The 22,533-nt window shown below is 67.4% G+C and carries 19 protein-coding genes and 1 pseudogene; 4 read left to right on the forward strand and 16 right to left on the reverse strand.

Annotated features, from left to right (window positions below):
* Nucleotides 1-45: 45 nt before the first annotated feature.
* The 9 genes from WMF26_RS38165 to WMF26_RS38205 form a co-directional block, all read right to left on the reverse strand.
* The gene (locus WMF26_RS38165; RefSeq protein ID WP_437996730.1) at nucleotides 46-609 is read right to left on the reverse strand and encodes a hypothetical protein; all 564 of its coding nucleotides are present in this window, start codon (nucleotides 607-609) and stop codon (nucleotides 46-48) included.
* On the reverse strand, nucleotides 606-848 hold the full coding sequence (locus tag WMF26_RS38170) for a hypothetical protein (RefSeq protein WP_437996731.1): 243 nt from the start codon (nucleotides 846-848) through the stop codon (nucleotides 606-608). Before WMF26_RS38170 ends, WMF26_RS38165 begins: the two co-directional genes overlap by 4 nt.
* A 215-nt stretch (nucleotides 849-1,063) precedes the next feature.
* On the reverse strand, nucleotides 1,064-1,345 hold the full coding sequence (locus WMF26_RS38175; RefSeq protein ID WP_437996732.1) for a hypothetical protein: 282 nt from the start codon (nucleotides 1,343-1,345) through the stop codon (nucleotides 1,064-1,066).
* Between the two features lie 156 nt (nucleotides 1,346-1,501).
* Nucleotides 1,502-3,394: an IS66 family transposase gene (gene tnpC, locus WMF26_RS38180; RefSeq protein WP_437996733.1), complete on the reverse strand. Its 1,893-nt coding sequence runs from the start codon at nucleotides 3,392-3,394 to the stop codon at nucleotides 1,502-1,504.
* A gap of 50 nt (nucleotides 3,395-3,444) precedes the next feature.
* Nucleotides 3,445-3,786: an IS66 family insertion sequence element accessory protein TnpB gene (gene tnpB / locus WMF26_RS38185; RefSeq protein ID WP_437562944.1), complete on the reverse strand. Its 342-nt coding sequence runs from the start codon at nucleotides 3,784-3,786 to the stop codon at nucleotides 3,445-3,447.
* An 11-nt stretch (nucleotides 3,787-3,797) separates the two neighbouring features.
* Entirely contained in the window at nucleotides 3,798-4,106 is a 309-nt protein-coding gene (gene tnpA / locus WMF26_RS38190) for an IS66 family insertion sequence element accessory protein TnpA (protein WP_437996734.1), read from the reverse strand.
* A gap of 437 nt (nucleotides 4,107-4,543) precedes the next feature.
* Entirely contained in the window at nucleotides 4,544-5,062 is a 519-nt protein-coding gene (locus WMF26_RS38195) for a hypothetical protein (protein ID WP_437996735.1), read from the reverse strand.
* Between the two features lie 17 nt (nucleotides 5,063-5,079).
* Entirely contained in the window at nucleotides 5,080-5,541 is a 462-nt protein-coding gene (locus WMF26_RS38200; protein WP_437996736.1) for a hypothetical protein, read from the reverse strand.
* Nucleotides 5,531-6,130, reverse strand: coding sequence for a hypothetical protein (locus WMF26_RS38205; protein ID WP_437996737.1), 600 nt, complete (start codon nucleotides 6,128-6,130; stop codon nucleotides 5,531-5,533). Before WMF26_RS38205 ends, WMF26_RS38200 begins: the two co-directional genes overlap by 11 nt.
* A gap of 227 nt (nucleotides 6,131-6,357) precedes the next feature.
* Between WMF26_RS38205 and tnpA (WMF26_RS38210) the strand changes: the two genes are divergently transcribed.
* Genes tnpA (WMF26_RS38210) through tnpC (WMF26_RS38220) form a run of 3 tightly spaced genes read left to right on the forward strand, consistent with a single transcriptional unit; the run spans nucleotide 6,358 to nucleotide 8,439 of the window.
* Entirely contained in the window at nucleotides 6,358-6,693 is a 336-nt protein-coding gene (gene tnpA, locus WMF26_RS38210) for an IS66 family insertion sequence element accessory protein TnpA (protein WP_437996738.1), read from the forward strand.
* On the forward strand, nucleotides 6,687-7,157 hold the full coding sequence (gene tnpB, locus WMF26_RS38215; RefSeq protein WP_437996739.1) for an IS66 family insertion sequence element accessory protein TnpB: 471 nt from the start codon (nucleotides 6,687-6,689) through the stop codon (nucleotides 7,155-7,157). Before tnpA (WMF26_RS38210) ends, tnpB (WMF26_RS38215) begins: the two co-directional genes overlap by 7 nt.
* Entirely contained in the window at nucleotides 7,111-8,439 is a 1,329-nt protein-coding gene (tnpC, locus tag WMF26_RS38220; protein WP_437996740.1) for an IS66 family transposase, read from the forward strand. The genes tnpB (WMF26_RS38215) and tnpC (WMF26_RS38220) overlap by 47 nt, the downstream gene beginning before the upstream one ends.
* A gap of 249 nt (nucleotides 8,440-8,688) precedes the next feature.
* Here tnpC (WMF26_RS38220) and WMF26_RS38225 read toward each other — a convergent pair whose 3' ends face one another.
* Nucleotides 8,689-9,093 carry a DUF6210 family protein gene (locus tag WMF26_RS38225; RefSeq protein ID WP_437996741.1) on the reverse strand — a complete coding sequence of 135 codons (405 nt, stop codon included), beginning with the start codon at nucleotides 9,091-9,093 and terminating at the stop codon, nucleotides 8,689-8,691.
* 58 nt (nucleotides 9,094-9,151) lie between these two features.
* Complete coding sequence (locus WMF26_RS38230; RefSeq protein ID WP_437996742.1) at nucleotides 9,152-9,571, reverse strand: DUF1308 domain-containing protein; 420 nt, start codon at nucleotides 9,569-9,571, stop codon at nucleotides 9,152-9,154.
* A gap of 65 nt (nucleotides 9,572-9,636) precedes the next feature.
* Here WMF26_RS38230 and WMF26_RS38235 point away from each other — a divergent pair, with 65 nt between their 5' ends.
* A complete protein-coding gene (locus WMF26_RS38235; protein ID WP_437996743.1) occupies nucleotides 9,637-9,780 on the forward strand; it encodes a hypothetical protein in 144 nt (47 codons plus the stop codon).
* Nucleotides 9,781-10,135: 355 nt separating this feature from the next.
* On the opposite strand, the pseudogene WMF26_RS38240 reads toward WMF26_RS38235, so the two are convergent.
* From WMF26_RS38240 to WMF26_RS38260, 5 genes and pseudogenes are all read right to left on the reverse strand, one after another.
* Nucleotides 10,136-10,354, reverse strand: a pseudogene (locus WMF26_RS38240) (RHS repeat-associated core domain-containing protein); the annotation flags it as partial.
* 18 nt (nucleotides 10,355-10,372) lie between these two features.
* Nucleotides 10,373-13,882 (reverse strand): toxin TcdB middle/C-terminal domain-containing protein, encoded by a 3,510-nt coding sequence (locus tag WMF26_RS38245; RefSeq protein ID WP_437996744.1) that lies wholly within the window; start codon nucleotides 13,880-13,882, stop codon nucleotides 10,373-10,375.
* Between the two features lie 108 nt (nucleotides 13,883-13,990).
* Nucleotides 13,991-14,401: a hypothetical protein gene (locus WMF26_RS38250; RefSeq protein WP_437996745.1), complete on the reverse strand. Its 411-nt coding sequence runs from the start codon at nucleotides 14,399-14,401 to the stop codon at nucleotides 13,991-13,993.
* Between the two features lie 51 nt (nucleotides 14,402-14,452).
* Nucleotides 14,453-21,757, reverse strand: a complete 7,305-nt coding sequence (locus tag WMF26_RS38255; protein WP_437996746.1) for a SpvB/TcaC N-terminal domain-containing protein — start codon at nucleotides 21,755-21,757, stop codon at nucleotides 14,453-14,455.
* 192 nt (nucleotides 21,758-21,949) lie between these two features.
* Complete coding sequence (locus WMF26_RS38260) at nucleotides 21,950-22,498, reverse strand: hypothetical protein (protein WP_437996747.1); 549 nt, start codon at nucleotides 22,496-22,498, stop codon at nucleotides 21,950-21,952.
* Between the last annotated feature and the right edge of the window lie 35 nt (nucleotides 22,499-22,533).

The following is a 22,533-nucleotide window of genomic DNA, read 5'->3' on the forward strand; positions in this document are numbered from 1 at the left end:
GAGCCGGCGCTCGGCGCGCCGAGCCCCTCGCGCAGATCGTCCCCTTCACCGGCCACGGAGCGAGAAATAATCTGCGATGTGCTTCAGCGTGGGGCACAGCGTTGAATACACCCTGAGCGGCACGTCGATGACAGCCGTTCGCGTCCGCAGCCTGACGCCGATCCCTACGATCGCGTCGAGATCGCGGACACGAACGAGCTCCGTGAGAAGCAGGGGCACGACATCCTGGATCTCGGCATACGCGAGACGCTCGGATCGATCGTCGCCCAGCCGCTCGCACCCCCCCTCGAAGAGGGCGAGCGACATGCGGTGATCGGAGTATTTGTAGAGGACCTGGCCCCACTCCGGATCGGCTTCATCGCCCTCGCTCGACCACCTCCCGATGCCAGCGTCGACGCTCGCGCGAAACGCGCGGCTCACCTTGGCACGGATCCATTCCTCCGCGTTCATCGCAGGCACCTCGAGGTTTCCAGCTCCATCACGAAGGAGAACACGTCGGCCGCCGCGTGCACCGGCAGGGAGGGCGGCACCTCCGCCGGCGGCGGCGGCGCCCCCCGGCCCGCGATGTGCTGCGCGCCACGCTCGATGCTCCGAGAGGACTACGGTCAACCGCCGCCACCCCCAGCAGCGGCTCGCTCGTGATACCAACGGCCTTCAACGAGGTCGTATTCGTCCTCATTCAGCCAGTGAACGGCGTCCTCATAGGTCGCGAACCTCTCCACGGCTTCACCGCCCTTCTGCGGATCCCGCAGCTCAAAACCGCCCGCGTCGTCCGGTCGCAGCACGAGAAGGTACCCGCCGCGGGAGGAGCTCTCTATCCAGACCTCGACCCATCGCTCTCGCGTCATCGCGCCGGCCTCACCATCGGTACAAGGTGACACGACCATACATTCGCCGCAGCATCCGAGCAACGACCAACCTCGACGGGTCGAAGGCGCACCTCTCGACGATCGGCACATGCACCTGCACCACCCCATCTTCGTCCCACCGTCCGCGTTCACCCTCCCGCTGAGGCCGAACCGGAGCGCTGAGCGCCGCGGCCTCGCCCGAGGACGCTCGCCCCTCACTCGAGGCGATCGGCGCTCTGCCCGGTCGGCTCGATCCGCAGGTCGAGCCCGCTCTCTCTGGCGCTGTCCAGCATCCGGACCGCTTCGCCCTCGAAGAACCTGCCGATCACGAGCCTGCGCTCACCGCTCGCCAGACGCCGCCAGAGCTCATCGACCGGAACGCCGGCGAAGTCGTCGAAGTGCCTCCTGAGCGCCACGACCTCCTTGGCCGGCGGGGGCACCTGGCTCCACCAAAGGACCAGATCGACGAGCTCCCAGCTGCGATGGACGTCGGGCACGACGGGTATGATGCGGACGTGCATCACGACGCCGCACACAGGGCATCGCCACTCCTCGATAGCAGTTTGTCCGGACAAAGGTAAGCGCTGCGCGAAGCGCCGTAGCCCCCAACGTCGGTCAGCTGGTGCAGGATGGGCGCGATGGAACCGGCCCGGTCAGCTCGTCGCGCGCTGCTCTTCCGCGGGAAGCGGGGGCGGGACGGTGATCGGCCCGAGGGGCAGCTTCATCTCTTCGGCGACGAGGCGAGCGCGGGTGCGCGCCCAGTACCTCGGGGCGAGCTCGAGGTAGCGCTCGCGCGGCCAGTAGGGCATCACGCGGATGACGTCGGCGAGGTAGGCCTCGGGGTCGAGGTGGTGGAGCTTGCAGCTCGCGACGAGCGAGAAGAGGTTGGCCGCGGCGGAGGCGTGGTCGTCGCTGCCGAAGAACAGCCACGCCTTTCTCGCCACAGCGATGGATCGCAGAGCTCGCTCGCTCGCGTTGTTCTCCAGGCGCAAGCGGCCGTCGTCGAGGAAGCGCCGCAGGGGCTGCTCCTGGTTGAGGGCGTAGCCGAGTGCGGTGGAGACCAGGCCGCGCTCGCGGGGACGCGCGTGCTCGGCCTTGACCCAGGCGAAGAACGCGTCGACCAGGGGGCGGACGGCCGCGTCGCGGCGCACCTTGCGCTGCGCTGGCGCGAGATCCGCCAGCGTGCGATCGGCGGCGAACAGGGCATTGATCCGGCGCAGCCCCTCGACGCCGAGCTCGTGCTTGCAGACCGCCGCCTCCCAGAAGTTGGTGCGGCAATGCGACCAGCATCCGACCTCCGTCGGTGGCGGTCCACGTCCCTCGTCGGCGGAAGCGCCCCTTGGGGGCGTGCCGCGGAAGAGGGCGTCATAGATCGCGTGGGCGTCCGCCTGGATGTATCGCGAGAAGCCGCGGAACATCTCGCAGACCGCAGCGCTGGTATGCTTGGGCTGGTACTCGAAGAAGACGTGATCCTTGTCCGCGAGGACGACGAAGAAGTGTCCTTTGCGGCACGGTCCTGGCTTCTTGTCCTTGCGCTCCTGGATGGGCCCGGGCTGGATGGAGACCCCGGTGGCGTCCGTGGAGAGGCAGAAGGCGGTCTCGAAGGCCTCTTTCCGTGCGGCCTCGACGATGGCGCCCAGGGTCGCGCCCACATCTTCGGCGGAACGGCACATCGTGCCGCGATCGAGCGACGCCCCCTGAAGCTCCAGCTGCTGCTCCAGCCGATAGAACGGGACACCGAGCAGGTACTTGCTGGTGAGTATGTGCGCAACGACCGACGGCGCGAGAAACGACCTCCGGAACAGCTCCTTCGGAAGCGGCGTCGTGATGAAGACCGTGCAGGTCTCGCCCGTCGGCGCCGACGGCGGCGTGTCGAGAGGTGCGGACGAAGCGCTCGGCGCGCCGGCCGCGGCCGTGTCTTCCGGGCTGACGCTCACAGCAGGCGTCGCCGTCGGGACTTCTTTCGCGACGACCTGGAGCGGGGCAGCTTCCCCCTCGGCCGAGCTGCTCGCATCCGTGACGGACCTCTCGGCCTTGTACACGACGCGTGCGAGCACGATGCGGCGCATGCCTCCACGCTCGTAGCCGAGTCGTGAGGTCTCCTCGACCCCGATGCGCATCGCCGTCGCATCGAGCTCGGGACAGGAGAGCTCGATGCGGACGACGGGGAGGTCGGACTCGGACAGGTCGCGGCGGCCCTTGCCGCCGGGCCGTCGTTTCGGCCCCTTGGGGTCGTCGTGCTGCCGCTCGTCGCCGCTCTTGCGCTCGGCGGCATCCAGGGCCTTCTCGAGGCGCTGGACTTCGAGGAACATCGAGTCGAACGCGAGCTGCTCGGCGCTCACCTCGGCCCGCTCCGCCTTCGCCACGAACAAGCGGCGCCGCAGAAGCTGGAGCTGCTCGAGCGCACGTGTGTAGGCGCGCCGGAGCTGCGCGAGCGCGTCGCGCGCTCCCACGAGCTCGCTCTTCGCCGCGGCGAGCTCAGCTTCGAGCTGCGCGATGCGCTGCTGCTCGGGCGTCTGCGTCGGCTTGTCCGCAGCGTCGTGCACGGCGCCGCTCTACGTGCGCCGATCGTACTTGTCGAGCAAATTCGGCGGAGTCAGTGAACGCGGCGCGGGGCGCGCCTTGTGGGCTTCGGCGTGGGCGCGATCTCGATGCCGTCGAGCAGCGTCTCGAGCGTCGCGTCGTCCACCTCGACGTGCGTCGCGCCCTCGGCCGGCGGGTCGGGGAGCACGAAAGTACCGCGATCGAGGCGTTTCGAAAAGAGACAGAGTCCGCTGCCGTCGAAGAAGACGATCTTGATGGTGGTCCGCCGCTTTCCAATGAACGCGAACAGCGCGCCGCATCGGGCCTCGTACCCCACGCGCTCGCGAATGAGACCCGAGAGCCGCTCGAAGCCGTAGCGCATGTCCACCGGCTCCAGCGCGACAAACACCTGCACGCCCGCCGGAATCATCGCGCTGCACCGCCCAGGGCGCGGACCACCTCGGCCAGGAGCGTTGGGTCGAACCCCGCGACGACGCGCACCCGCGCGCCGCCGACCTCGACGACGAGCTCCGGAGCGCTCATCGCCGCTGGCGCCTTCGGCACCAGCCGCAGAAAGCGCGGGCGCTCCGCCCGCGAGAGCCGGCTCGACCAGCCGTGCAGCGTCGATGCCGCAAAGCCGCGGCTCCGCGCGAACTCCTCGGCCGACTCGCCGCTCTCGCGCCACGCCCGGACTCGATCCGCCCATTTTTCTTCTGTCGTCGATGTCCTTGTCATGCGCGCCATCATGCGCTGGACGTGGCGGCTGGGGAGAGACGGCGCTTCATGCAGCGCTTACGAAGGACCGGCGCATCGCCGAGCTCGAGAAGCGCTCGGCGCGGCTCGAGGAGAAGCTCGCGCTCGCTGAGAAGCTCATCGACCTCCCCAAAAAAGTCTCTGCCATTCTGGGCGTCAATCTCACGACCGACGGAGAGCGCTGATGGACGTCATCGAAGAGCTCGATGACCCGCACGTCCCCATCGCGCAGGCGTGTGCGGCGCTCGGCGTCAGCCGCGCCACGCTCTACCGGCAGACCCGGCCCGCGCCGCCTCCCGCGCCGCCCCGGTCCGCTCCGAGCCCCCGCCGAAATCGAATGCGAGATCGAGGCGGGAGAGCGAAGGGGCGATCCAGGCTACGTGTGCCATCTCACTCGTGAGCGCCTCACCCCAAATACATCAATCGTCTCCAAAGCGAAACCTGATAGATTTACAGAACGACGACGCCGCTGCCTCGAGCGACGTCGAGCTCACTGGCAAGCGTAGTGTCTCTATAACGTCATCGGGGTTGAGATGCCGTTCAAGGCTCAGATGTCCAGCGTCATCGAGGACCGTCGAGCGTGTTTTTAGCGCCACAGCGACAGCAAAGCTCAACGAGAGGACGAAGCTCAAGTCGGTACGAAGGCGGACCTCCGCGACAAGCCACGTCCCTGCCTCTTCCCGAAAGTCCGGACTCTCAAAATCATAAACGTCAACGCCAACAAGCGCATCTTCTCCTGCAGAAATGGAGAACGATTGACTTGAAACACCGCGCCCAATGACCGCTTGAGGACTCAGACCACTATCTAGTTCACACAGCGCAATATTAATAGGCGCACGTACGTTCCCGAGAAGCCTTATTAGAACCTTCGACGACTCCTCCACACACTGACCGATAGCAATGGGCTCGTTGATTACTACCTGAAATTCCACAGACATCACACACCGCCTACGGATTAATCATGACCCATCCGTTCTGGGTCAGGACGTGAATTTTCGAAATGACTCCTTGCGTCGGAATCTTTGACAATGGCCCCTTGCTCGCAAAGTCCAGGAGGGCTTCCTTGCCCACGTTCGGCCGTCGGATCCTCGCGCGTGTCGCCCTCACCGCCGCCCGGCTTGCCCATCACTGCCAGTAGCCTGGCCCTCCCCAGCGCGTTGAAGCGCACCTCGCTAACGTTGCCGTTCGCGTCCGTCAGCTTCCACGGGGCGAGGACGCGGTAGTCGGGGACGGCTTCCACGACGTTGCTCAGCGGATCCGTCACCTCCGTCACGAGCAGGCGATACGGACCGTAGGCGACCCGCGAAGGATCAGCTTCGGCTGCCGCCGGGAGGGATGCCGACGACGGCGCACGCCGCCGTCGGTCATATTTCTTGGCCGGCGCGTCTACCTCGGAGCGGTCGTCATCAGCGATCATCTCGCACTGACGCGACAACCGCTACATGAGGCGACCAGGACGGCGAATATCTTGGCTCTTTGGACTCGCCTGAGTAAGTCACGAGAGGAAACCTGAGCGCAAAGACTCCGAGGCGGCGAGCAGCCAGCATAGCCTCTATGCGGCCGAGGACACGCTTCTCCCCGATGGGATCAAGGCCGACATCATCAACCACGATAACATCTGCATTTCCGGCCAACTCCAGATCGAGCAGCTTCCGATCAGTCCATGGTAGCGTAGCGATGCGCTGGCCCGCTTCAACACCACATCGCTCACAGAGAGTCCGAGCTTCTCCAACAGAGCAGCCAGCTGCTGAAGCCACGACAGCATCAGCGCTTCTCCTCCAGAACCAATCGAGCCACGACAGCGGCCGTGATTGCAAGGTATTAGCTAACGACATGCGGATCCCGGCACCTTCCGCACTCACACGCAGCAGAGAGAGCAGATTATTTGCGTCATCAGCCGTCCAGCTGAGCGGCAATCGAACCTCCACGAGTTGACCGGAATGCAAGTTGATTCCCGGAACGGAAAACACGTTGATTCGGGCGGGAGGAATTACGAGCGTCATCATGATCAAAAACCTATCCAGTTTCGAAAGGCGCCCCACCACTCGCGAGATGGCAGCGGTCTGCTCGTTGGAGGAGGCGATCCCTGTCGAAAGTTGCCGTTCTCCAACAATTGACGAACATGAGTAGGATCTTTATGCGCCAACTCTTGAGCGTAAGCGCCCGACCAACGCCATCGTGACCCCCCGTGCGGCGCCGGTTAGCTGTTCCCATCGCGACGAAGGAGGAAGCGATGGCGACGAGAGCGGAGTGGGCCGAGCGGGTGCAGCGATGGGAGCGGAGCGGGCTGAGCGCCGAGCAGTTCGCACAGCGCGAGGGGTACAAGGCCAAGCAGCTGTACTGGTGGCGCTGGAAGCTGCGGGCTGACGGGGCCTCCCAGCCGTCGCCTCCGTCGGTGGAGGCGCCGCGCTTTCTGCCGGTGCACGTGGTGGCCGACACATCGCCGGCGGCGACAGAGCCGATCGAGATCGCGCTGCCCAACGGCCGGGTGGTCCGTGTTCGGCCGGGCTTCGACCCGGCCACGCTCGAGCGAGTGCTGGCGCTCGCTGCCGAGGAGGTGCCGTGCTGACGCTGCCGCCGTCGGTGCGCGTGTACGTCGCGGCCGAGCCGACCGACCTGCGGAAGAGCTTTGATGGCCTTTCGGCGCTGGAGGCGCAGTGCTTCGGAGCCGACCCGCTCTGCGGGCATCTGTTCGTGTTCAGGAATCGGCGAGGCGACCAGATCCGGATTTTGTTCTGGGATCGCACTGGGTACATGCTCATGGCGAAGAAGCTGGCGTGCGGAAGGTTCCACTTGGCGCGCGACGTGCCGCAAGGGGCGACGCACGTCGAGGTCGAGTCCGCGGAGCTGATGCTCGAAGGGCTGGACCTGTCGACCGCGACACGGCGCAAGCGCTGGCGCCCGAAGAGGGGCGGGACGGAGAAAACTCCGTCTGAGAACGTAACGCCTTGTTTGTCCGGCGCGCCGTGGATACATGGCGCGCCCGATGACCGAGCCGCCCGCACCGCCCGCCAAGCTACCCGTCGACATTGAGGATGTCCGGCTCAAGCTCGCGCAGCTGGCAGCCGAGGGCCGCATCGCGGACCTCATCGAGCTGGTCGTCCAGCTGCTCGTCGGGCAGCGAGACACCAACACCGCGCTGAGCGTCCGGCTGGCCAACGCGCTTCGTGAGCTGTACGGCCGCAAGAGCCAGAAGGTCAGCTCCGAGGAGCTGTCGCTCATGCTCGCGGCGCTCGGCGACGCGGAGCAGAAGGTCGGCGAGCCCGCGCCTGCTCCCTCGAACGAGGCGGCAGCGACAGCGCCGGGCGACGGCCCCGTGCCGCAGCCGCCTGATCCTCCGAAGCCTCCGCGCGGCCGTGGTGGCCGCGCGCCGCTGCCCAGGGACCTGCCGCGCGAGGAGCGCGTCATCCAGGTCCCTGAGGCCGAGCGCGCCTGCGAGCACTGCGGGGAGACGAAACAGTGCATCGGCTATCGCACCACCGAGGTCCTCGAGTTCGTGCCGGCCCAGTTCCGGATCATTGAGGAGAAGCGCGAGAAGCTGGCCTGCCCCGCCTGCCCCGAGGAGGGCGTCGTCACCGCGGCGAGCGAGAAGGTCATGGATCGGGGCCGACCGGGACCGGGCCTGCTCGCGCACATCCTCGTGCACAAGTACCACGATTCGACGCCTCTCTACCGACAAACGCAGCAGTACGACCGCAGCGGCGTGTCGCTGTCGCCCTCGACCCTGGGCGACTGGGCGGCGTTCGGGGTCGACGTGCTCACCCCGGTCGCCGACCGCATCTTCGAGCGGGTGGTCGGTGCGTTCTACCTGCATGTGGACGACACGGGCCTGCGCGTGCTCGATCGCGATCATCCCAACGGGGTCAAGCGCGGGCATGTCTGGTCGTTCGCGGCCCGCGTCGATGATGGCACCAAGCTGGTTGCGTTTCGTTATGCCCCGGACTGGAGCTCGAAGCGGCCGGCCGTGATGCTCGCCGGCTTCTGCGGGTACATGCAGGGCGACGGCTACGCCGGCTATGACGCGATGGAGGACGAGGACGGCGCCCCCGTGGTGCCTGACGAGCGCCGCCTCGGCTGCGGCATGCACATCCGCGCCAAGTTCGAGAAGGCGGGCGACCTGTTTGCCGGCTCGGACAAGGGAGCAGAGCGCCTCGCCCGTGCGTATACCGCCTTCGGCTCCTGCCAGCTGAACGGCGTCGACCCGCTGGCGTGGGCCACGGACGTCATCGGCAAGCTGCAAGCCGGCTGGCCGCTGTCGCGCCTGGACGAGCTGCTGCCCGACGCCTGGGGCAAGTCGCCGGCGACCGACGCGTGAGCCGAGGCCTCCCCGGGGGGCCGCGGCTGATCGAACAGATCGCGGGGAGCGCGAGAGCCGCCGCCTGGTGCGCTGCGGCGACGCGGTCGCGTATGGCCGCGGACGGCCGCGGCTGCGCCGGGCGCCGCTCCGCGCGGGCCTCGCCGCCTGCGAACGCGCGCGCACGGCTCGCAGCGGCGAAACGGCGGAGCGTGCTCGCGGGAGCGCGACGGCACAAGATGGCGCCTGTCGGGCGGTTACGCACGCCGCTCAGTCGCTATTAGGCCATGTCAATACTCCTCTTGCACTACCGAATCCGTGAATCGGACCAAAATATGTCCCAGCAACATCTGACGCGCTGCTATCAGGTGAGTCGACGAGCACGTACACCCAAGCTTCCCAGGAGTGGCCCAAGCGCGCGCGGTCCACTTTCAAGAACCTTGCTCCGGGCTCCGAAGCAAGGAGCGCATCGATCGTATCTGCGACTTCGTCCGTAATACCTTCTCGCCCCGACGGATACGGGCAATTCTGGATGCGTTGCGCAGTCTCATCACTCAGATCGAGTGGAGAAAGCACGCCCTCCAGCTCTGCCTGCCAACAAACCACGCCTCCCACCTGATTCTGATACACCACGCCGCTCGGGTGCTCGACGACAAGCATTATCTCGTCAGGCATGTCCCATAGTATTACTTGTTTCATTACCGCGCTCCCAGTCCTCGTTTGTGCCACCCAATCAATGTCCTGCATATGGGTTCGGCGGATAAATAACCGCGTTCAGGTGGACGCCTTGCTTCCTGGCCTTATCATAAAACTTTCTGTCGCTGCTGATCGTCCGTATACCCAGCTTATCACCTGTACCGAAGTCAATCCTGTCAACAGGGCCCAGAATTTTCTGCTTCTTATTCGACGGCGCCTGAAGATTCATGACGCGTGCCGACGGATCATCACGGATTACCGTGACACGCGCGAGCAGCGCGGCTGCGAGAGTCTGCTCGGTGGCTCCGGCAGCCTTGATGGGACCCGCCAGAAACTCATTGATCACAGACTCCGTTGCCACCAGATTCTTGTCAGCCAGAAACGCGTTCAACCCGAGCGTTATCCACGGGTCTCGCAACGACGAGGCTGCAACCAGTGTCCCCGTATCGAGGTTCACCGTTTCGCGATTTTGGCGTCGTCTCTGCTCATCGTCCTGAGACTGAGGCTCAGGCTGAGACTGAGATGACGGCGACGGCGACGGCGACGGTGACGGCGACGGCGACGGCGACGGCGACGGCGACGGTGACGGTGACGGCGACGGCGACGGCGACGGTGACGGTGACGGTGACGGCTGCGACGGCGAAGTCGGTCCGACCTCGGCGGTAGGAGCCAGAGGGTTGCCACGAAGATGCCGCTGCAGAGGAAACGCCGCGTCAGTGGACGGCATGCCCCACGGGTTTCCATAGCGAGCGATGGACGCCGATCGCTGCATGTGGATGTTCGTCGTCAGGGCCATGCTGCCGATGACACTGGCCGCGTAAGCTCCCACTGCGCCGCTGGCCAAGCCTAATTCTACAGCCGGTGCCCCGACCGCTGCGACCTGTGGGCCCGCGGCAGGCGCTCCTCCTGAGAGCACCTTCGCAGCTCCCCATTTCGCCGCAGCGCGCGCGAGCGCCGACTTCGCAGCCTCGACGACCTGAGGAGTGCCCAAGTTCGGCGCAGCTTGCTTCCCCGTCGGATCGGTCAGGATTACGGGATTCGATCGCACATAGCAATATAGATTGGGCCCGTCGACCATCCCCGCGGGATCCGCGCTCGCCCATCTCCCGAGCCACGGCGCGTAGTAGCGCGCCCCGTAGTAATAGAGCCCCGTCTCCTCGTCCTTCTCCTTACCCGTATAGCGATACCGCCTCTGGCTCACGTCCACCGCGCTGCTGGTCGACCAGTACGCCGTCGTCCCGTAGGGATGATACTCCTCTTACCCGATCACCAGCCCCGCCCCGTCGACCTCCAGCGACGCCGACCCGAGGTGATTGTCGAGCTGGTAGCGCACCCGCGGCGTCACCGTGAACGGCCCCGACGTGTCCACCGTCTTCGTCTCCACCATCGCCACCCGCCGCGCGCCATCCATCACGTGCAGCGTCTGTCGCTCCAACTCCAGCCCCGAGCTGTTGCGACGTCGGTACACCTCGTAGCCGCCGAGATAGATGCGCTCGTCCACGAGCCCGCTGTGCTCCCAGACCTTGCGCACGCGCTGCCCCGCAGCGTCGTAGTCATAATAGACATCGCCGCCGCCGCCGAGATCCGCGCTCCGCACCTGGTCGTTCTCGTCCCAGGTCAGCGCCGTGATGTGCGGCATCGACGTCATGTTGCCGTGCGCGTCATGCGCATAGGTGCGGAACGGCCCGTTCTCCGGGTCCCCGGTCGTGCTCGTCAACCGATTGGTCGCCGTCTCGTACGCGTACCACCGCGTCCAGCTCCCCGTCCCCGCCTGGTGCACCATCCTCAGCAGGTTGCCCACCGCATCGTAGACATACTGCTCCGTATAGTTCCTCAGCGCCTGCGGGTTGTTCGGGTGCGGCAGCGACTGGATCGGCAGGTCGTTCTGGTCGCGCGGCGCGTCCGACAGCCCGCCCGCGTGCTCCCGCCCCGTCGCCTCGATCAGCCGGTAGACCGCGTCGTACACGTACTGCGCGCTCGGCGACACCACGTCGTTATTGAAGAACACCGTCTGCTGCGCGCTGTCCCCGATCTCCACGATGTTCCCGACCGGGTCGTACACGTACCTCAGGTTCTGCAGCACCGTGCTGTCCGAGCTCCGCGTCGTCTTCAGGCGCGAGAGCCGGTACGTCAGCGGATCATACGTATACTCCGTGAAGGTGCCGTTGCCGTACTCGATCCGCTCGCGCTGCCCCTTCGCGTCGTAGTCGATGTCGTCCACGAACGTCGTCCACGCCACCGCGCCTCGAATCCGCGCCTCCACACGCTCCAGCAGCCCCGCCTCGTTGTACGTCGGCTTCACCTCGCTCGCGTCCGGCGCCGTCACGCTCGTCGGCCGGTTCAGCGCGTCGTACGCCGTCTCCGTCCCGAAGCTCTCCGTCTCCAGCAGCGGCTCCGCCGCCGTCGCAATGGCGGACACATCCGTCAGCCCCGCCAGCACCGACCAGTCGGCGTCCGCGTGCACGTCGCTCCGCAGCCGCCGCGTGGCCTGCAGCACGTTGCCCTTGAAGTCGTACGCCTGGCTCGTCACCACACCCGCGCCATCATACACCTGGTACGGCCGACCGCGCAGGTTCAGCGACGTCGCCTGCGGATGCGCTTCGCCGTAGACGTAACGGCGCGCCACCCGCTCGCTGCCCGAGCCCAGCTGCACGTGCTCGTGCGTCGGCCGACGCAGGACATCGTACGACGAGCGGTACGCGAACCCTCGCCCGTTCCACGCCCGCAGCCGCTGGCCGGTCGCGCCCGCCAGCATCCGCCGCTCCCCGCCGTCGTTGCTGTTCTGATACAAGAGCTGCCCGCCAAGCCCGAACCGATGCTGCATCGCCAGGTTGCCACGCGCGTCGGTGATCGCGAGCGGTTGCCCTTCGATATCGAGCGTCGTCTGGGTGACGTACTGCCCTTCAGCCCCGTTGTCCGCCACGGCGCGGAACACCCGCCCCAGCGCGTCCAGGTGGCTCACCGCCGGCGTCCCGGCGTGCGCCGCCGCGAGCTCCGCCGCCCGCCGCTCCGGGTCGCCCGCAGCCAGCGCCTGCCGCGCCGCGTACCACGTGCTCTCCAGCACCGTGTCGTTCGGATCGTGCGACGTCTGCTTCCACGCATCGAACACCACACGGGAGAACGTGCCGTTCGGCAGGTCGGTCCGGATGAGCCGGCCGAGCGGATCGTACCGCAGGATCGGTGTGACCCCCCACTCCACGAGCTCCGCTTCGTCCTCGTACTCGTGCGTCGCGCTGAAGAACGGCTCGTATTGCTTGACCGGATTGCCCTTGTTGTCCAGCACCGTGCGCCCGGTGCCGACCCAGCGCGGCGTCGCGTGCGAGAAGACCAGGTCGCCCTGCGCGTCGTGTACCAGCGCGCCGGTCCCGTCGCGCTCGGGCGCCAGCCCCGGTTCCGCATTCACCTTCCGCAGCACCTCGTTGCCCGAGCCGTCGGAGTACGTATACGTGTCCAGCCAGCGCGTGTTGCCCGCGCCGTGCTGCTCGCGGGCGCGGGCGTGCACCACGTTCGGCTTGCCGGTGAGCACGAATCGCTCCAGATCGTACGCGAACGTGGCCGTCGGATCCTCGGGCGTGTCGCCCTCGCCGCCGCCCGGCTTGCCCATCACCGCCAAGAGCGTGACCCTGCCCAGCGCGTCGAAGCGCACCTCGCTCACGTTGCCGTTGGCATCGGTGAGCTGCCGCGGGGTGAGGACGCGGTAGTCGGGCACGGCAATCACGGCGTTGCTCAGCGGATCCGTCACCTGGGTCACGAGCAGGCGATACGCGTCATAGACCACCTGCGACGTGTTGCCGAACGGATCGACGAACGCCGTCGGCTGGTAGAAGTGGGCCGCCGAGGGCACCGCCCGCCCCGAGGACACCCAGTAATCCGGATCGCCCGAGAGCTGCAGATAGCCGCCCTCCGCGAGCACGCCGCTCGTGACGCTGGCTCCGAACACCGATGTGATCAGCGAGGGGGTGAGGATCTTGGCGTAGCTCTCATACGGCAGTGCCCTGGTGCCGACCTCGCCGAACGGCAGCGGCCCCGCGAGATCGTCGCTCCAGTACCTCGTGCGCGTGTGCTGCAACAGGCGCTTCTCGAAGGATCCGCTCGGCGTCCCGTCGTAAGCGAGGTCCGTCGCCTCGTCCGCTGCGTCGAAGACCGTCTGGAACGCGAGCACGCCCTCCTCGCCGAGCGGCAGGCCATGCAGCTCGTAGGTCCGGCTCCCGATCGGAACCCCGATGCGATAAGCACCCTCCTCATCGGGAACCAGGTGCACCGCGTCGTGCTCCGTCAGCGTCGCCTTCCCCTCCTCCTGCTCGGGGAACGCCGCCCACGCCGCCTGGCGGCGATACCCGATCTGCGCCGTCCGCTTGACCGCGCCGTGGTTGTCGACCTCCAGCGTGAGCGCGTGCACGACGCGCGGATCGCTCTCGTTGCGCTCGTAATGGTACTCCAGCGCCTCGCGCGGATGGGCGAAGAACACGGCGTGCGCACCGCCCACGGTGGGCTGGAGCCGCCGGATCCCGTAGCTGCTCTCCGTGACGACGTACGGACGCGGCTCCTCCGCCGAGCCGTCGAGCGCATAGACCTCCTGACGCAGGGGCCGCCCCTTGAGCGCCCGGCACGCCTCGCGCATCTCCACGGCGCTGAGCCCTTCGAGGAGCGGTGTATCCTCCAGGCGAACCGCCCCTGCGTCGCCCGCGTAATACTCGCTCTCGTACCGCGCCGAGATCTTCGCCCCCTCGATCCAGGCGCCCGTGTGGAACCACGTCTTCGTCAGCACCGGCGGCAGGTGCAGCTCGGGATCGGCGTTCGCCGCGGGCGGCGCGAAGCCCGTCCCGGCGACGTTTCGTTGGCCAAAGAATCGAGCACGGCGATCTCGCCCCACAGGTCAGGGAGCACGAAGCTGCGCGGTAGCGTATACGCCCTCATGATGCACGACCCACAATCGCCTGTCCACCGGCGCCCAGACAATGACATCGCAGCCCGAAAAAACTCGCTCCGAGAATTCGTCAGAGTACCACGCCTGAAATTCCTCGAATTGAGACGCGGACATCGCGAACGCGCCACTGCCCTCTTTGAACGAAACATCCGTGACCACGACCAGCTCGGTGTCCGGTGGCAGCGAAGAGAGCCCGAGCAGCTTCGCCATGGCGTCATCATCTTCGATGTTTGTTGGGATGCTTGTCCACTGAAGAGTACCGAGCGCATCATCAATCGCATCTGGAACGATCGACGGGAGCCTCGTCCCGATCAGCGATTCGATCTGCCGCGCGGCCACATCCAAATTGACTATGTTCATTGCCTTCTCTTTCGCGACGTTTGCCAGCACGCACCGCACGGTGCCGAGCCACTACCTATGGTCAGTCTTATATTTTTCCCACCCTGCAATAAACGCCTTCTGCACCGTCTGCCAGCCACCTTTGCCCTTCGGATCGGGCACCGCAACCTGCACTTTCACGTGCGGTCCCTCATTCGTGTTCTTGTGACCTTCTAGATTAAACTCGATCTTCTTTTTGCCATCTGGGCTTATCCAATAGTTCGGCTTGAACTCCGTCCAAGCGTCAAGCCTGCCACCTGCCGCCCGTTCAGCGATTGCGAGAAGCTCATCTTCGTTGCTGACCAACGTGCGAATCACAGAATCGCCAGCGGAGTTCGTGACCGTCTTTGTGCTTGCTTCCGCTTTGGACGCAGGCTTCGCGGCGTCTGACGCAGGCTTCGCGGCGTCTGACGCAGGCTTCGCGGCGCCTGGTGCTGCAGAGCCACCCTTGCTTTGCGCCACCGAGAGGTCATCCGCGGCGCCCAACGGAGCCCCCGCAGGCGCCAGCTTGGGGCCGGGTATCGCAGCGGCGCCGGCACCTACCCCTGGGACTGCTCTCGGGCTCGCCCCCTCCAGGGGAACGATCGCTCCCCCGCCGCCGACGGCCGCTAGCGGCGGACGGGCTGCGGGACCAGCCATACCCCTGAACACCCCTCGAAGAGGGGCGCCGGCGATGATCGCATGGGTGACTTGTCGACCGTACTCCTTGGCATCTCCGGCACGAGCGGCCGATTCTGCGGCTTGGAGCGCTTCCCCTGCTTGAGCGAAGGGATTCAGGACGTTTACCGCCGCGACAGCGCCGTTAACGCCACCTCCCTTCCGCTCATAGCGCTCCTTCGCGGTTGCAGCGAGATTCGCCAAGGCCGCCGCAGGATCATTATTGAGCAGCGCGAGCCCGCCTAGCGCCTCTTTCCCTGCTATCCCTGCGCCTTCCGCCATGCTTGCGTATTCCGTCGCCTTGTCGGCCACGAATTGCTTGAATCGTTCCCAACGTGACGGCTCTGCGCTCTGGCTTCCGTTCGGATCGAGCAGTCGAATCGGATTGCCTCGTACATATTCGTAGAGCCCAGGCCCATCGGCATCGAGCCCTGCGGGATCCGCGCTCGCCCATCTCCCGAGCCACGGCGCGTAGTACCTCGCCCCGTAGTAGTAGAGCCCCGTCTCCTCGTCCTTCTCCTTACCCGTATACCGGTACCGCCGCTGCGAGACTTCGATCCCCGACGCCGCCGACCAGTACGCCGTCGTCCCGTACGGGTGGTACTCCTCGTACCCGATCACAAGCCCCGCCCCGTCGACCTCCAGCGACACCGACCCGAGGTGGTTGCCGAGCTGGTAGCGCACCCGCGGCGTCATCGTGAACGGCCCCGAGGTGTCCACCGTCTTCGTCTCCACCATCGCCACCCGCCGCGCGCCGTCCATCACGTGCAGCGTCTGCCGCTCCAGCGAGAGCCCCGAGCTGTCGCGCCTCCGGTACACCTCGTAGCCGCCGAGGTAGATGCGCTCCTCCACGAGCCCGCTGTGCTCCCAGACCTTGCGCACCCGCTGCCCCGCAGTGTCGTAGTCATAATAGACATCGCCGCCGCCGCCGAGATCCGCGCTCCGCACCTGGTCGTTCTCGTCCCAGGTCAGCGCCGTGATGTGCGGCATCGACGTCATGTTCCCGTGCGCGTCATGCGCATAGGTGCTGAACGGCCCGTTCTCCGGGTCCCCGGTCGTGCTCGTCAGCCGATTGGTCGCCGTCTCGTACGCGTACCACCGCGTCCAGCTCCCCGTCCCCGCCTGGTGCACCATCCTCAGCAGGTTGCCCACCGCATCGTAGACATACTGCTCCGTATAGTTCCTCAGCGCCTGCGGGTTGTTCGGGTGCGGCAGCGACTGGATCGGCAGGTCGTTCTGGTCGCGCGGCGCGTCCGACAGCCCGCCCGCGTGCTCCCGCCCCGTCGCCTCGATCAGCCGGTAGACCGCGTCGTACACGTACTGCGCGCTCGGCGACACCACGTCGTTATTGAAGAACACCGTCTGCTGCGCGCTGTCCCCGATCTCCACGATGTTCCCGACCGGGTCGTACACGTACCTCAGGTTCTGCAGCACCGTGCTGTCCGAGCTCCGCGTCGTCTTCAGGCGCGAGAGCCGGTACGTCAGCGGATCATACGTATACTCCGTGAAGGTGCCGTTGCCGTACTCGATCCGCTCGCGCTGCCCCTTCGCGTCGTAGTCGATGTCGTCCACGAACGTCGTCCACGCCACCGCGCCTCGAATCCGCGCCTCCACACGCTCCAGCAGCCCCGCCTCGTTGTACGTCGGCTTCACCTCGCTCGCGTCCGGCGCCGTCACGCTCGTCGGCCGGTTCAGCGCGTCGTACGCCGTCTCCGTCCCGAAGCTCTCCGTCTCCAGCAGCGGCTCCGCCGCCGTCGCAATGGCGGACACATCCGTCAGCCCCGCCAGCACCGACCAGTCGGCGTCCGCGTGCACGTCGCTCCGCAGCCGCCGCGTGGCCTGCAGCACGTTGCCCTTGAAGTCGTACGCCTGGCTCGTCACCACACCCGCGCCATCATACACCTGGTACGGCCGACCGCGCAGGTTCAGCGACGTCGCCTGCGGATGCGCTTCGCCGTAGACGTAACGGCGCGCCACCCGCTCGCTGCCCGAGCCCAGCTGCACGTGCTCGTGCGTCGGCCGACGCAGGACATCGTACGACGAGCGGTACGCGAACCCTCGCCCGTTCCACGCCCGCAGCCGCTGGCCGGTCGCGCCCGCCAGCATCCGCCGCTCCCCGCCGTCGTTGCTGTTCTGATACAAGAGCTGCCCGCCAAGCCCGAACCGATGCTGCATCGCCAGGTTGCCACGCGCGTCGGTGATCGCGAGCGGTTGCCCTTCGATATCGAGCGTCGTCTGGGTGACGTACTGCCCTTCAGCCCCGTTGTCCGCCACGGCGCGGAACACCCGCCCCAGCGCGTCCAGGTGGCTCACCGCCGGCGTCCCGGCGTGCGCCGCCGCGAGCTCCGCCGCCCGCCGCTCCGGGTCGCCCGCAGCCAGCGCCTGCCGCGCCGCGTACCACGTGCTCTCCAGCACCGTGTCGTTCGGATCGTGCGACGTCTGCTTCCACGCATCGAACACCACACGGGAGAACGTGCCGTTCGGCAGGTCGGTCCGGATGAGCCGGCCGAGCGGATCGTACCGCAGGATCGGTGTGACCCCCCACTCCACGAGCTCCGCTTCGTCCTCGTACTCGTGCGTCGCGCTGAAGAACGGCTCGTATTGCTTGACCGGATTGCCCTTGTTGTCCAGCACCGTGCGCCCGGTGCCGACCCAGCGCGGCGTCGCGTGCGAGAAGACCAGGTCGCCCTGCGCGTCGTGTACCAGCGCGCCGGTCCCGTCGCGCTCGGGCGCCAGCCCCGGTTCCGCATTCACCTTCCGCAGCACCTCGTTGCCCGAGCCGTCGGAGTACGTATACGTGTCCAGCCAGCGCGTGTTGCCCGCGCCGTGCTGCTCGCGGGCGCGGGCGTGCACCACGTTCGGCTTGCCGGTGAGCACGAATCGCTCCAGATCGTACGCGAACGTGGCCGTCGGATCCTCGGGCGTGTCGCCCTCGCCGCCGCCCGGCTTGCCCATCACCGCCAAGAGCGTGACCCTGCCCAGCGCGTCGAAGCGCACCTCGCTCACGTTGCCGTTGGCATCGGTGAGCTGCCGCGGGGTGAGGACGCGGTAGTCGGGCACGGCAATCACGGCGTTGCTCAGCGGATCCGTCACCTGGGTCACGAGCAGGCGATACGCGTCATAGACCACCTGCGACGTGTTGCCGAACGGATCGACGAACGCCGTCGGCTGGTAGAAGTGGGCCGCCGAGGGCACCGCCCGCCCCGAGGACACCCAGTAATCCGGATCGCCCGAGAGCTGCAGATAGCCGCCCTCCGCGAGCACGCCGCTCGTGACGCTGGCTCCGAACACCGATGTGATCAGCGAGGGGGTGAGGATCTTGGCGTAGCTCTCATACGGCAGTGCCCTGGTGCCGACCTCGCCGAACGGCAGCGGCCCCGCGAGATCGTCGCTCCAGTACCTCGTGCGCGTGTGCTGCAACAGGCGCTTCTCGAAGGATCCGCTCGGCGTCCCGTCGTAAGCGAGGTCCGTCGCCTCGTCCGCTGCGTCGAAGACCGTCTGGAACGCGAGCACGCCCTCCTCGCCGAGCGGCAGGCCATGCAGCTCGTAGGTCCGGCTCCCGATCGGAACCCCGATGCGATAAGCACCCTCCTCATCGGGAACCAGGTGCACCGCGTCGTGCTCCGTCAGCGTCGCCTTCCCCTCCTCCTGCTCGGGGAACGCCGCCCACGCCGCCTGGCGGCGATACCCGATCTGCGCCGTCCGCTTGACCGCGCCGTGGTTGTCGACCTCCAGCGTGAGCGCGTGCACGACGCGCGGATCGCTCTCGTTGCGCTCGTAATGGTACTCCAGCGCCTCGCGCGGATGGGCGAAGAACACGGCGTGCGCACCGCCCACGGTGGGCTGGAGCCGCCGGATCCCGTAGCTGCTCTCCGTGACGACGTACGGACGCGGCTCCTCCGCCGAGCCGTCGAGCGCATAGACCTCCTGACGCAGGGGCCGCCCCTTGAGCGCCCGGCACGCCTCGCGCATCTCCACGGCGCTGAGCCCTTCGAGGAGCGGTGTATCCTCCAGGCGAACCGCCCCTGCGTCGCCCGCGTAATACTCGCTCTCGTACCGCGCCGAGATCTTCGCCCCCTCGATCCAGGCGCCGGTATGAAACCACGTCTTCGTCAGCACCGGCGGCAGGTGCAGCTCGGGATCGGCGTTCGCCGCAGGCGGCGCGAAGCCCGTCCCGCTGAACGCCGAGAACGACTCCGTGTCCCGCTGATCCACCATGCCGAAGCCGCGCATCTCCCGCTCCACCCCGTCGTAGTCGCCGTGGTGGTACGCATACGTCGTCACGAAGCGATGCCGCGAGACCGCGTCGAACACCTCGACGCGCTCGATGACGTGCACCACGAACGGCAGCCGCGTCACCCACGGGCGGCCCGCCGCCCGGTCGGCGAGGTAGAACTTCGTCGACGGGGCATACGTCACCGTCGTCGTCTTGCCGAGGTTGTTGGCGACCGACGTCAACAGATGCGGCTTCTTGCTCCCGAGCAGATCGATGTAGCGCACCGCCGGGCGCGCCCCGGGCAGCGACGAGGCCCACACCAGGCACCCGGTCCCGGAGCCGAGCAGGTCGAGCACGTCGACCGCCGCGAGCTCGCTCACGTCCGGCAGCCGCGGCAGGATCACCGGCGCGGCCAGCGTGTTGCCGGCGTTGTTCGCATAGAAGCGCACCCCGTCCGGGTGCAGGTAAACGATGTCGGTCGTCCCCGAGCCGTCCACGTCCGCGAGCCGGATGCGCTTCGGGTCGAAGCGGCCCTCGTGGTCGAACCGCATGCTCCCGCCCATCTGCACCTTGGCGCCGAAGCGGCAATGGCCGAGGTTGGGCCAGTAACACACGTTGCCGTTCCGGATCCGCACCAGGTCGACAAGCCCGTCGCCGCTCATGTCGGCCAGGAAGATGCTCTGCGCCGCGTCGGCGAAGACGAGCGATGGCCCGCGCTCCTCGTCGCTCGGGCGCGCGATCGTGATCGGCCGGTCGAAGCCGCCCTTCGCAAGCGACGGATACCACGTGAACGTGTCAGGCCCCGTGATCAGGATGTCCTCGTGGCCGTTGCCGTTCAGGTCGATGAGACGGACGTTCGGATCGCTCCAGTCGACGTTCGGCTGCGACGCGAACGGGCGGAACGGCGCCCAGCCCGCGTCCGTGCGGTCGAAGTAGCCCGCCACCGGCCGCTCGAACACCACCATCTCCTTGCGCCCGTCCCCGTCGACGTCGAGCAGCTGCCCGCCGTTCAGGATCGCCGGCCGCGACGGCAGCGGCCGCGCCGGGGACAGGACGCCCCCGCCGAGGTTCTGCTTGTAATATAGCGCCTCGCCCTCCTCGATCAGCACGCCGGGCAGCGCCTCTCCATCGAGATCGACCCACCGGCGCCCAGCCCCCATCGCGCCGCCGGGCAGGTCGCGCAGACTCTCGGGGTCGAGCGACTTCACCTCGCGGTGAATCACCGGCTCGCTGTACGTCAGCGCGATCGGCGGTAGCGCCTCGCGGCTGTACGCCTGCGTCTGCGGATCGCGGACATAGCCGGCCTGCGTCGCGGTGGCGAGCCGCGTCAGGGTAGCGTTCTCCACATACGTGAGGTCGAGCGACCGCACGAGGCACGGCGCCTCGCCGAGCTCCGACATCCGGTGAAACATCAGCACGCGGCGGCAGAGGCGGTATGTGCGGATCTCGAAGCCAGCGCGGTACGCCGAGAACGGGTCCTGGCGGACCGGCCACGAAGCGCTCTCCTGGGGCGTGGGCGCCTCGACGTCGTGCTCGCCATAATCGAAGACGACCTCGAACAGGCTGCTCTCCGCGTCGCCCGGCACGGTGTTCCCGTAACGCACGCGCTTGAGATAGCGGTTCGCGACCGCCGCGCGGCCCGCGTGGCGGTGGCTCTCCGCCGCCTCGTCGCGCGCCACGCCGGTCAGGTCCTCCGCCTTGTACGCGTAGGCCACGACATTGCCCTTGTCGTCCCGGGTCTCCTCCAGCAGCCACGAGAAGATGCGCTCCGGCCTGGCCGGGTCGGCGATCCGCGCCTCCGGGCTCCGCCCGTAGACGCTCGTTACGTTGTCCGGCGCCGTCGCCGTCCAGTACACGTTCCCGCTCGCCTTGACCTCGCGGCGCTCGATCCGCGCGAACGCGCCCTCCACACGGGGACGGTAGCGGATCACCTTCTCGCTCTCCGTCTCGTACCGGTCGAGCTCCGCGCCGTCGATCGACCGCGCGGGCACCAGATCCTCCGCGCCGGACAGGACGAACACGTCGCTCTCCTGAGCGTCGTCGTAACGCGGAAGGCCCTTGTCGGTCTTCCGCGCGATGCGCGGGATCGACAGCTGCCAGCCGGCGCCGAACGGTCCGTTGCCAGCCCCCGAGTCGTACGTCACCGCCATCGCTGGCCCGAACCCGGCGCGACCGGGGCTCAGCGGCAGCGGGATCGAGAACGACCCCGTGCCCGTCACCGGGTTCGCGGAGAATTTCTCATCCACCCCGCGGATCGCGCCGCCGCCCTTCGGCAGCGCGGGCGCGGGCAGCTCCGGCGCCTTGGGCGCGCCCGGGAGGCCCTTCGGAGCCTCGGTGTCTTTACCGGACCCCGCCCGGGCGACGGACGCGGAGTCTCGGCTCCTGCCGCGCGCTCCGGTGTCCGGCGCGGCCGGTGATGCTGCCTGCGCAGCGGTGGTTTCCTTCTTGGGCTCACGACTGTTCATCCGTCTCCCTCTTCCCACGGCAAGGGGCGGCCCACGCGCCCGGAGCGCGTCGCTCCGGCACCACGGCGTCGGCCGCCGAGCCCGTGAGCGGCGCCGGGCCAGCGCCGCTCACGGACGGTTCGAGCTCTCCACGGCCCTGTCCTCGTCGCCCGGTCCCCCGGGACAGGGGCTCGCCCCCCTCTGCGGGCGGCGCTACTTGTAGAACACGTTCACGACGAGCGTGTTCAAACCGGGCGCGGAGTTGTTGTTGTCCGCCGAGCCCGCGGTCGCGCCGATGCCGATGCCGTTCGTGAACGCGATGCCGTTCGTGTGCTCGGCCGAGGTGACTTGCCCGGCGGGGACGCACAGCGTCACGGCAGGGGTATCGGAGTTCATGGTCGGGGTCCCCGCCATATCATAGAGCTTCACGAACGCCGCGCTCGATCCCGTGTTGGCGAGGTGCCAGCCGAACACCTGTCCGGCGGAGCTCTTCACGTTCTGCCCCGTGTTGCTCAGCCCGATATTGTGGTAGATGGAGAGCCCACCTGCGGTGGCCGGCTTTACGTGGACCGCGCCGACCGTGTTGGCGCCGGCCGGGAGCGACCCGACCAGGCCGACCGGCAGCGGATTGCTCTGCGAGACGTCGACGGCGGTGCCGTCCACGCCCGTCTGCACCTTGGCGCGCAGGACGTGGACGCCGAGGATCTCATCGGTGGCGAGGAGCGTGCCCGCGCCCTGAGGAAGCGTGATGTTGTCCGACATGGTCGTTGACTCCTTGGTGTTCGATCGCGGGGTCG

Source organism: Sorangium sp. So ce185 (assembly GCF_051526825.1).
Lineage (GTDB): Bacteria > Myxococcota_A > Polyangia > Polyangiales > Polyangiaceae > Sorangium > Sorangium cellulosum_D.

Coding starts and splice junctions, on each gene's coding strand:
- WMF26_RS38235 (WP_437996743.1), top strand. CDS start 9,637: ATGACGGCGACGGCGACGGCGACGGTGACGGCGACGGCGACGGCGACG.
- WMF26_RS38170 (WP_437996731.1), bottom strand. CDS start 848: ATGACGCGAGAGCGATGGGTCGAGGTCTGGATAGAGAGCTCCTCCCGC.
- WMF26_RS38250 (WP_437996745.1), bottom strand. CDS start 14,401: ATGAACATAGTCAATTTGGATGTGGCCGCGCGGCAGATCGAATCGCTG.
- tnpA (WP_437996734.1), bottom strand. CDS start 4,106: ATGACAAGGACATCGACGACAGAAGAAAAATGGGCGGATCGAGTCCGG.
- tnpC (WP_437996740.1), top strand. CDS start 7,111: ATGACCGAGCCGCCCGCACCGCCCGCCAAGCTACCCGTCGACATTGAG.
- WMF26_RS38225 (WP_437996741.1), bottom strand. CDS start 9,093: ATGCCTGACGAGATAATGCTTGTCGTCGAGCACCCGAGCGGCGTGGTG.
- tnpA (WP_437996738.1), top strand. CDS start 6,358: ATGGCGACGAGAGCGGAGTGGGCCGAGCGGGTGCAGCGATGGGAGCGG.
- WMF26_RS38200 (WP_437996736.1), bottom strand. CDS start 5,541: ATGATCGCTGATGACGACCGCTCCGAGGTAGACGCGCCGGCCAAGAAA.
- WMF26_RS38260 (WP_437996747.1), bottom strand. CDS start 22,498: ATGTCGGACAACATCACGCTTCCTCAGGGCGCGGGCACGCTCCTCGCC.
- WMF26_RS38205 (WP_437996737.1), bottom strand. CDS start 6,130: ATGATGACGCTCGTAATTCCTCCCGCCCGAATCAACGTGTTTTCCGTT.
- WMF26_RS38195 (WP_437996735.1), bottom strand. CDS start 5,062: ATGTCTGTGGAATTTCAGGTAGTAATCAACGAGCCCATTGCTATCGGT.
- WMF26_RS38255 (WP_437996746.1), bottom strand. CDS start 21,757: ATGAACAGTCGTGAGCCCAAGAAGGAAACCACCGCTGCGCAGGCAGCA.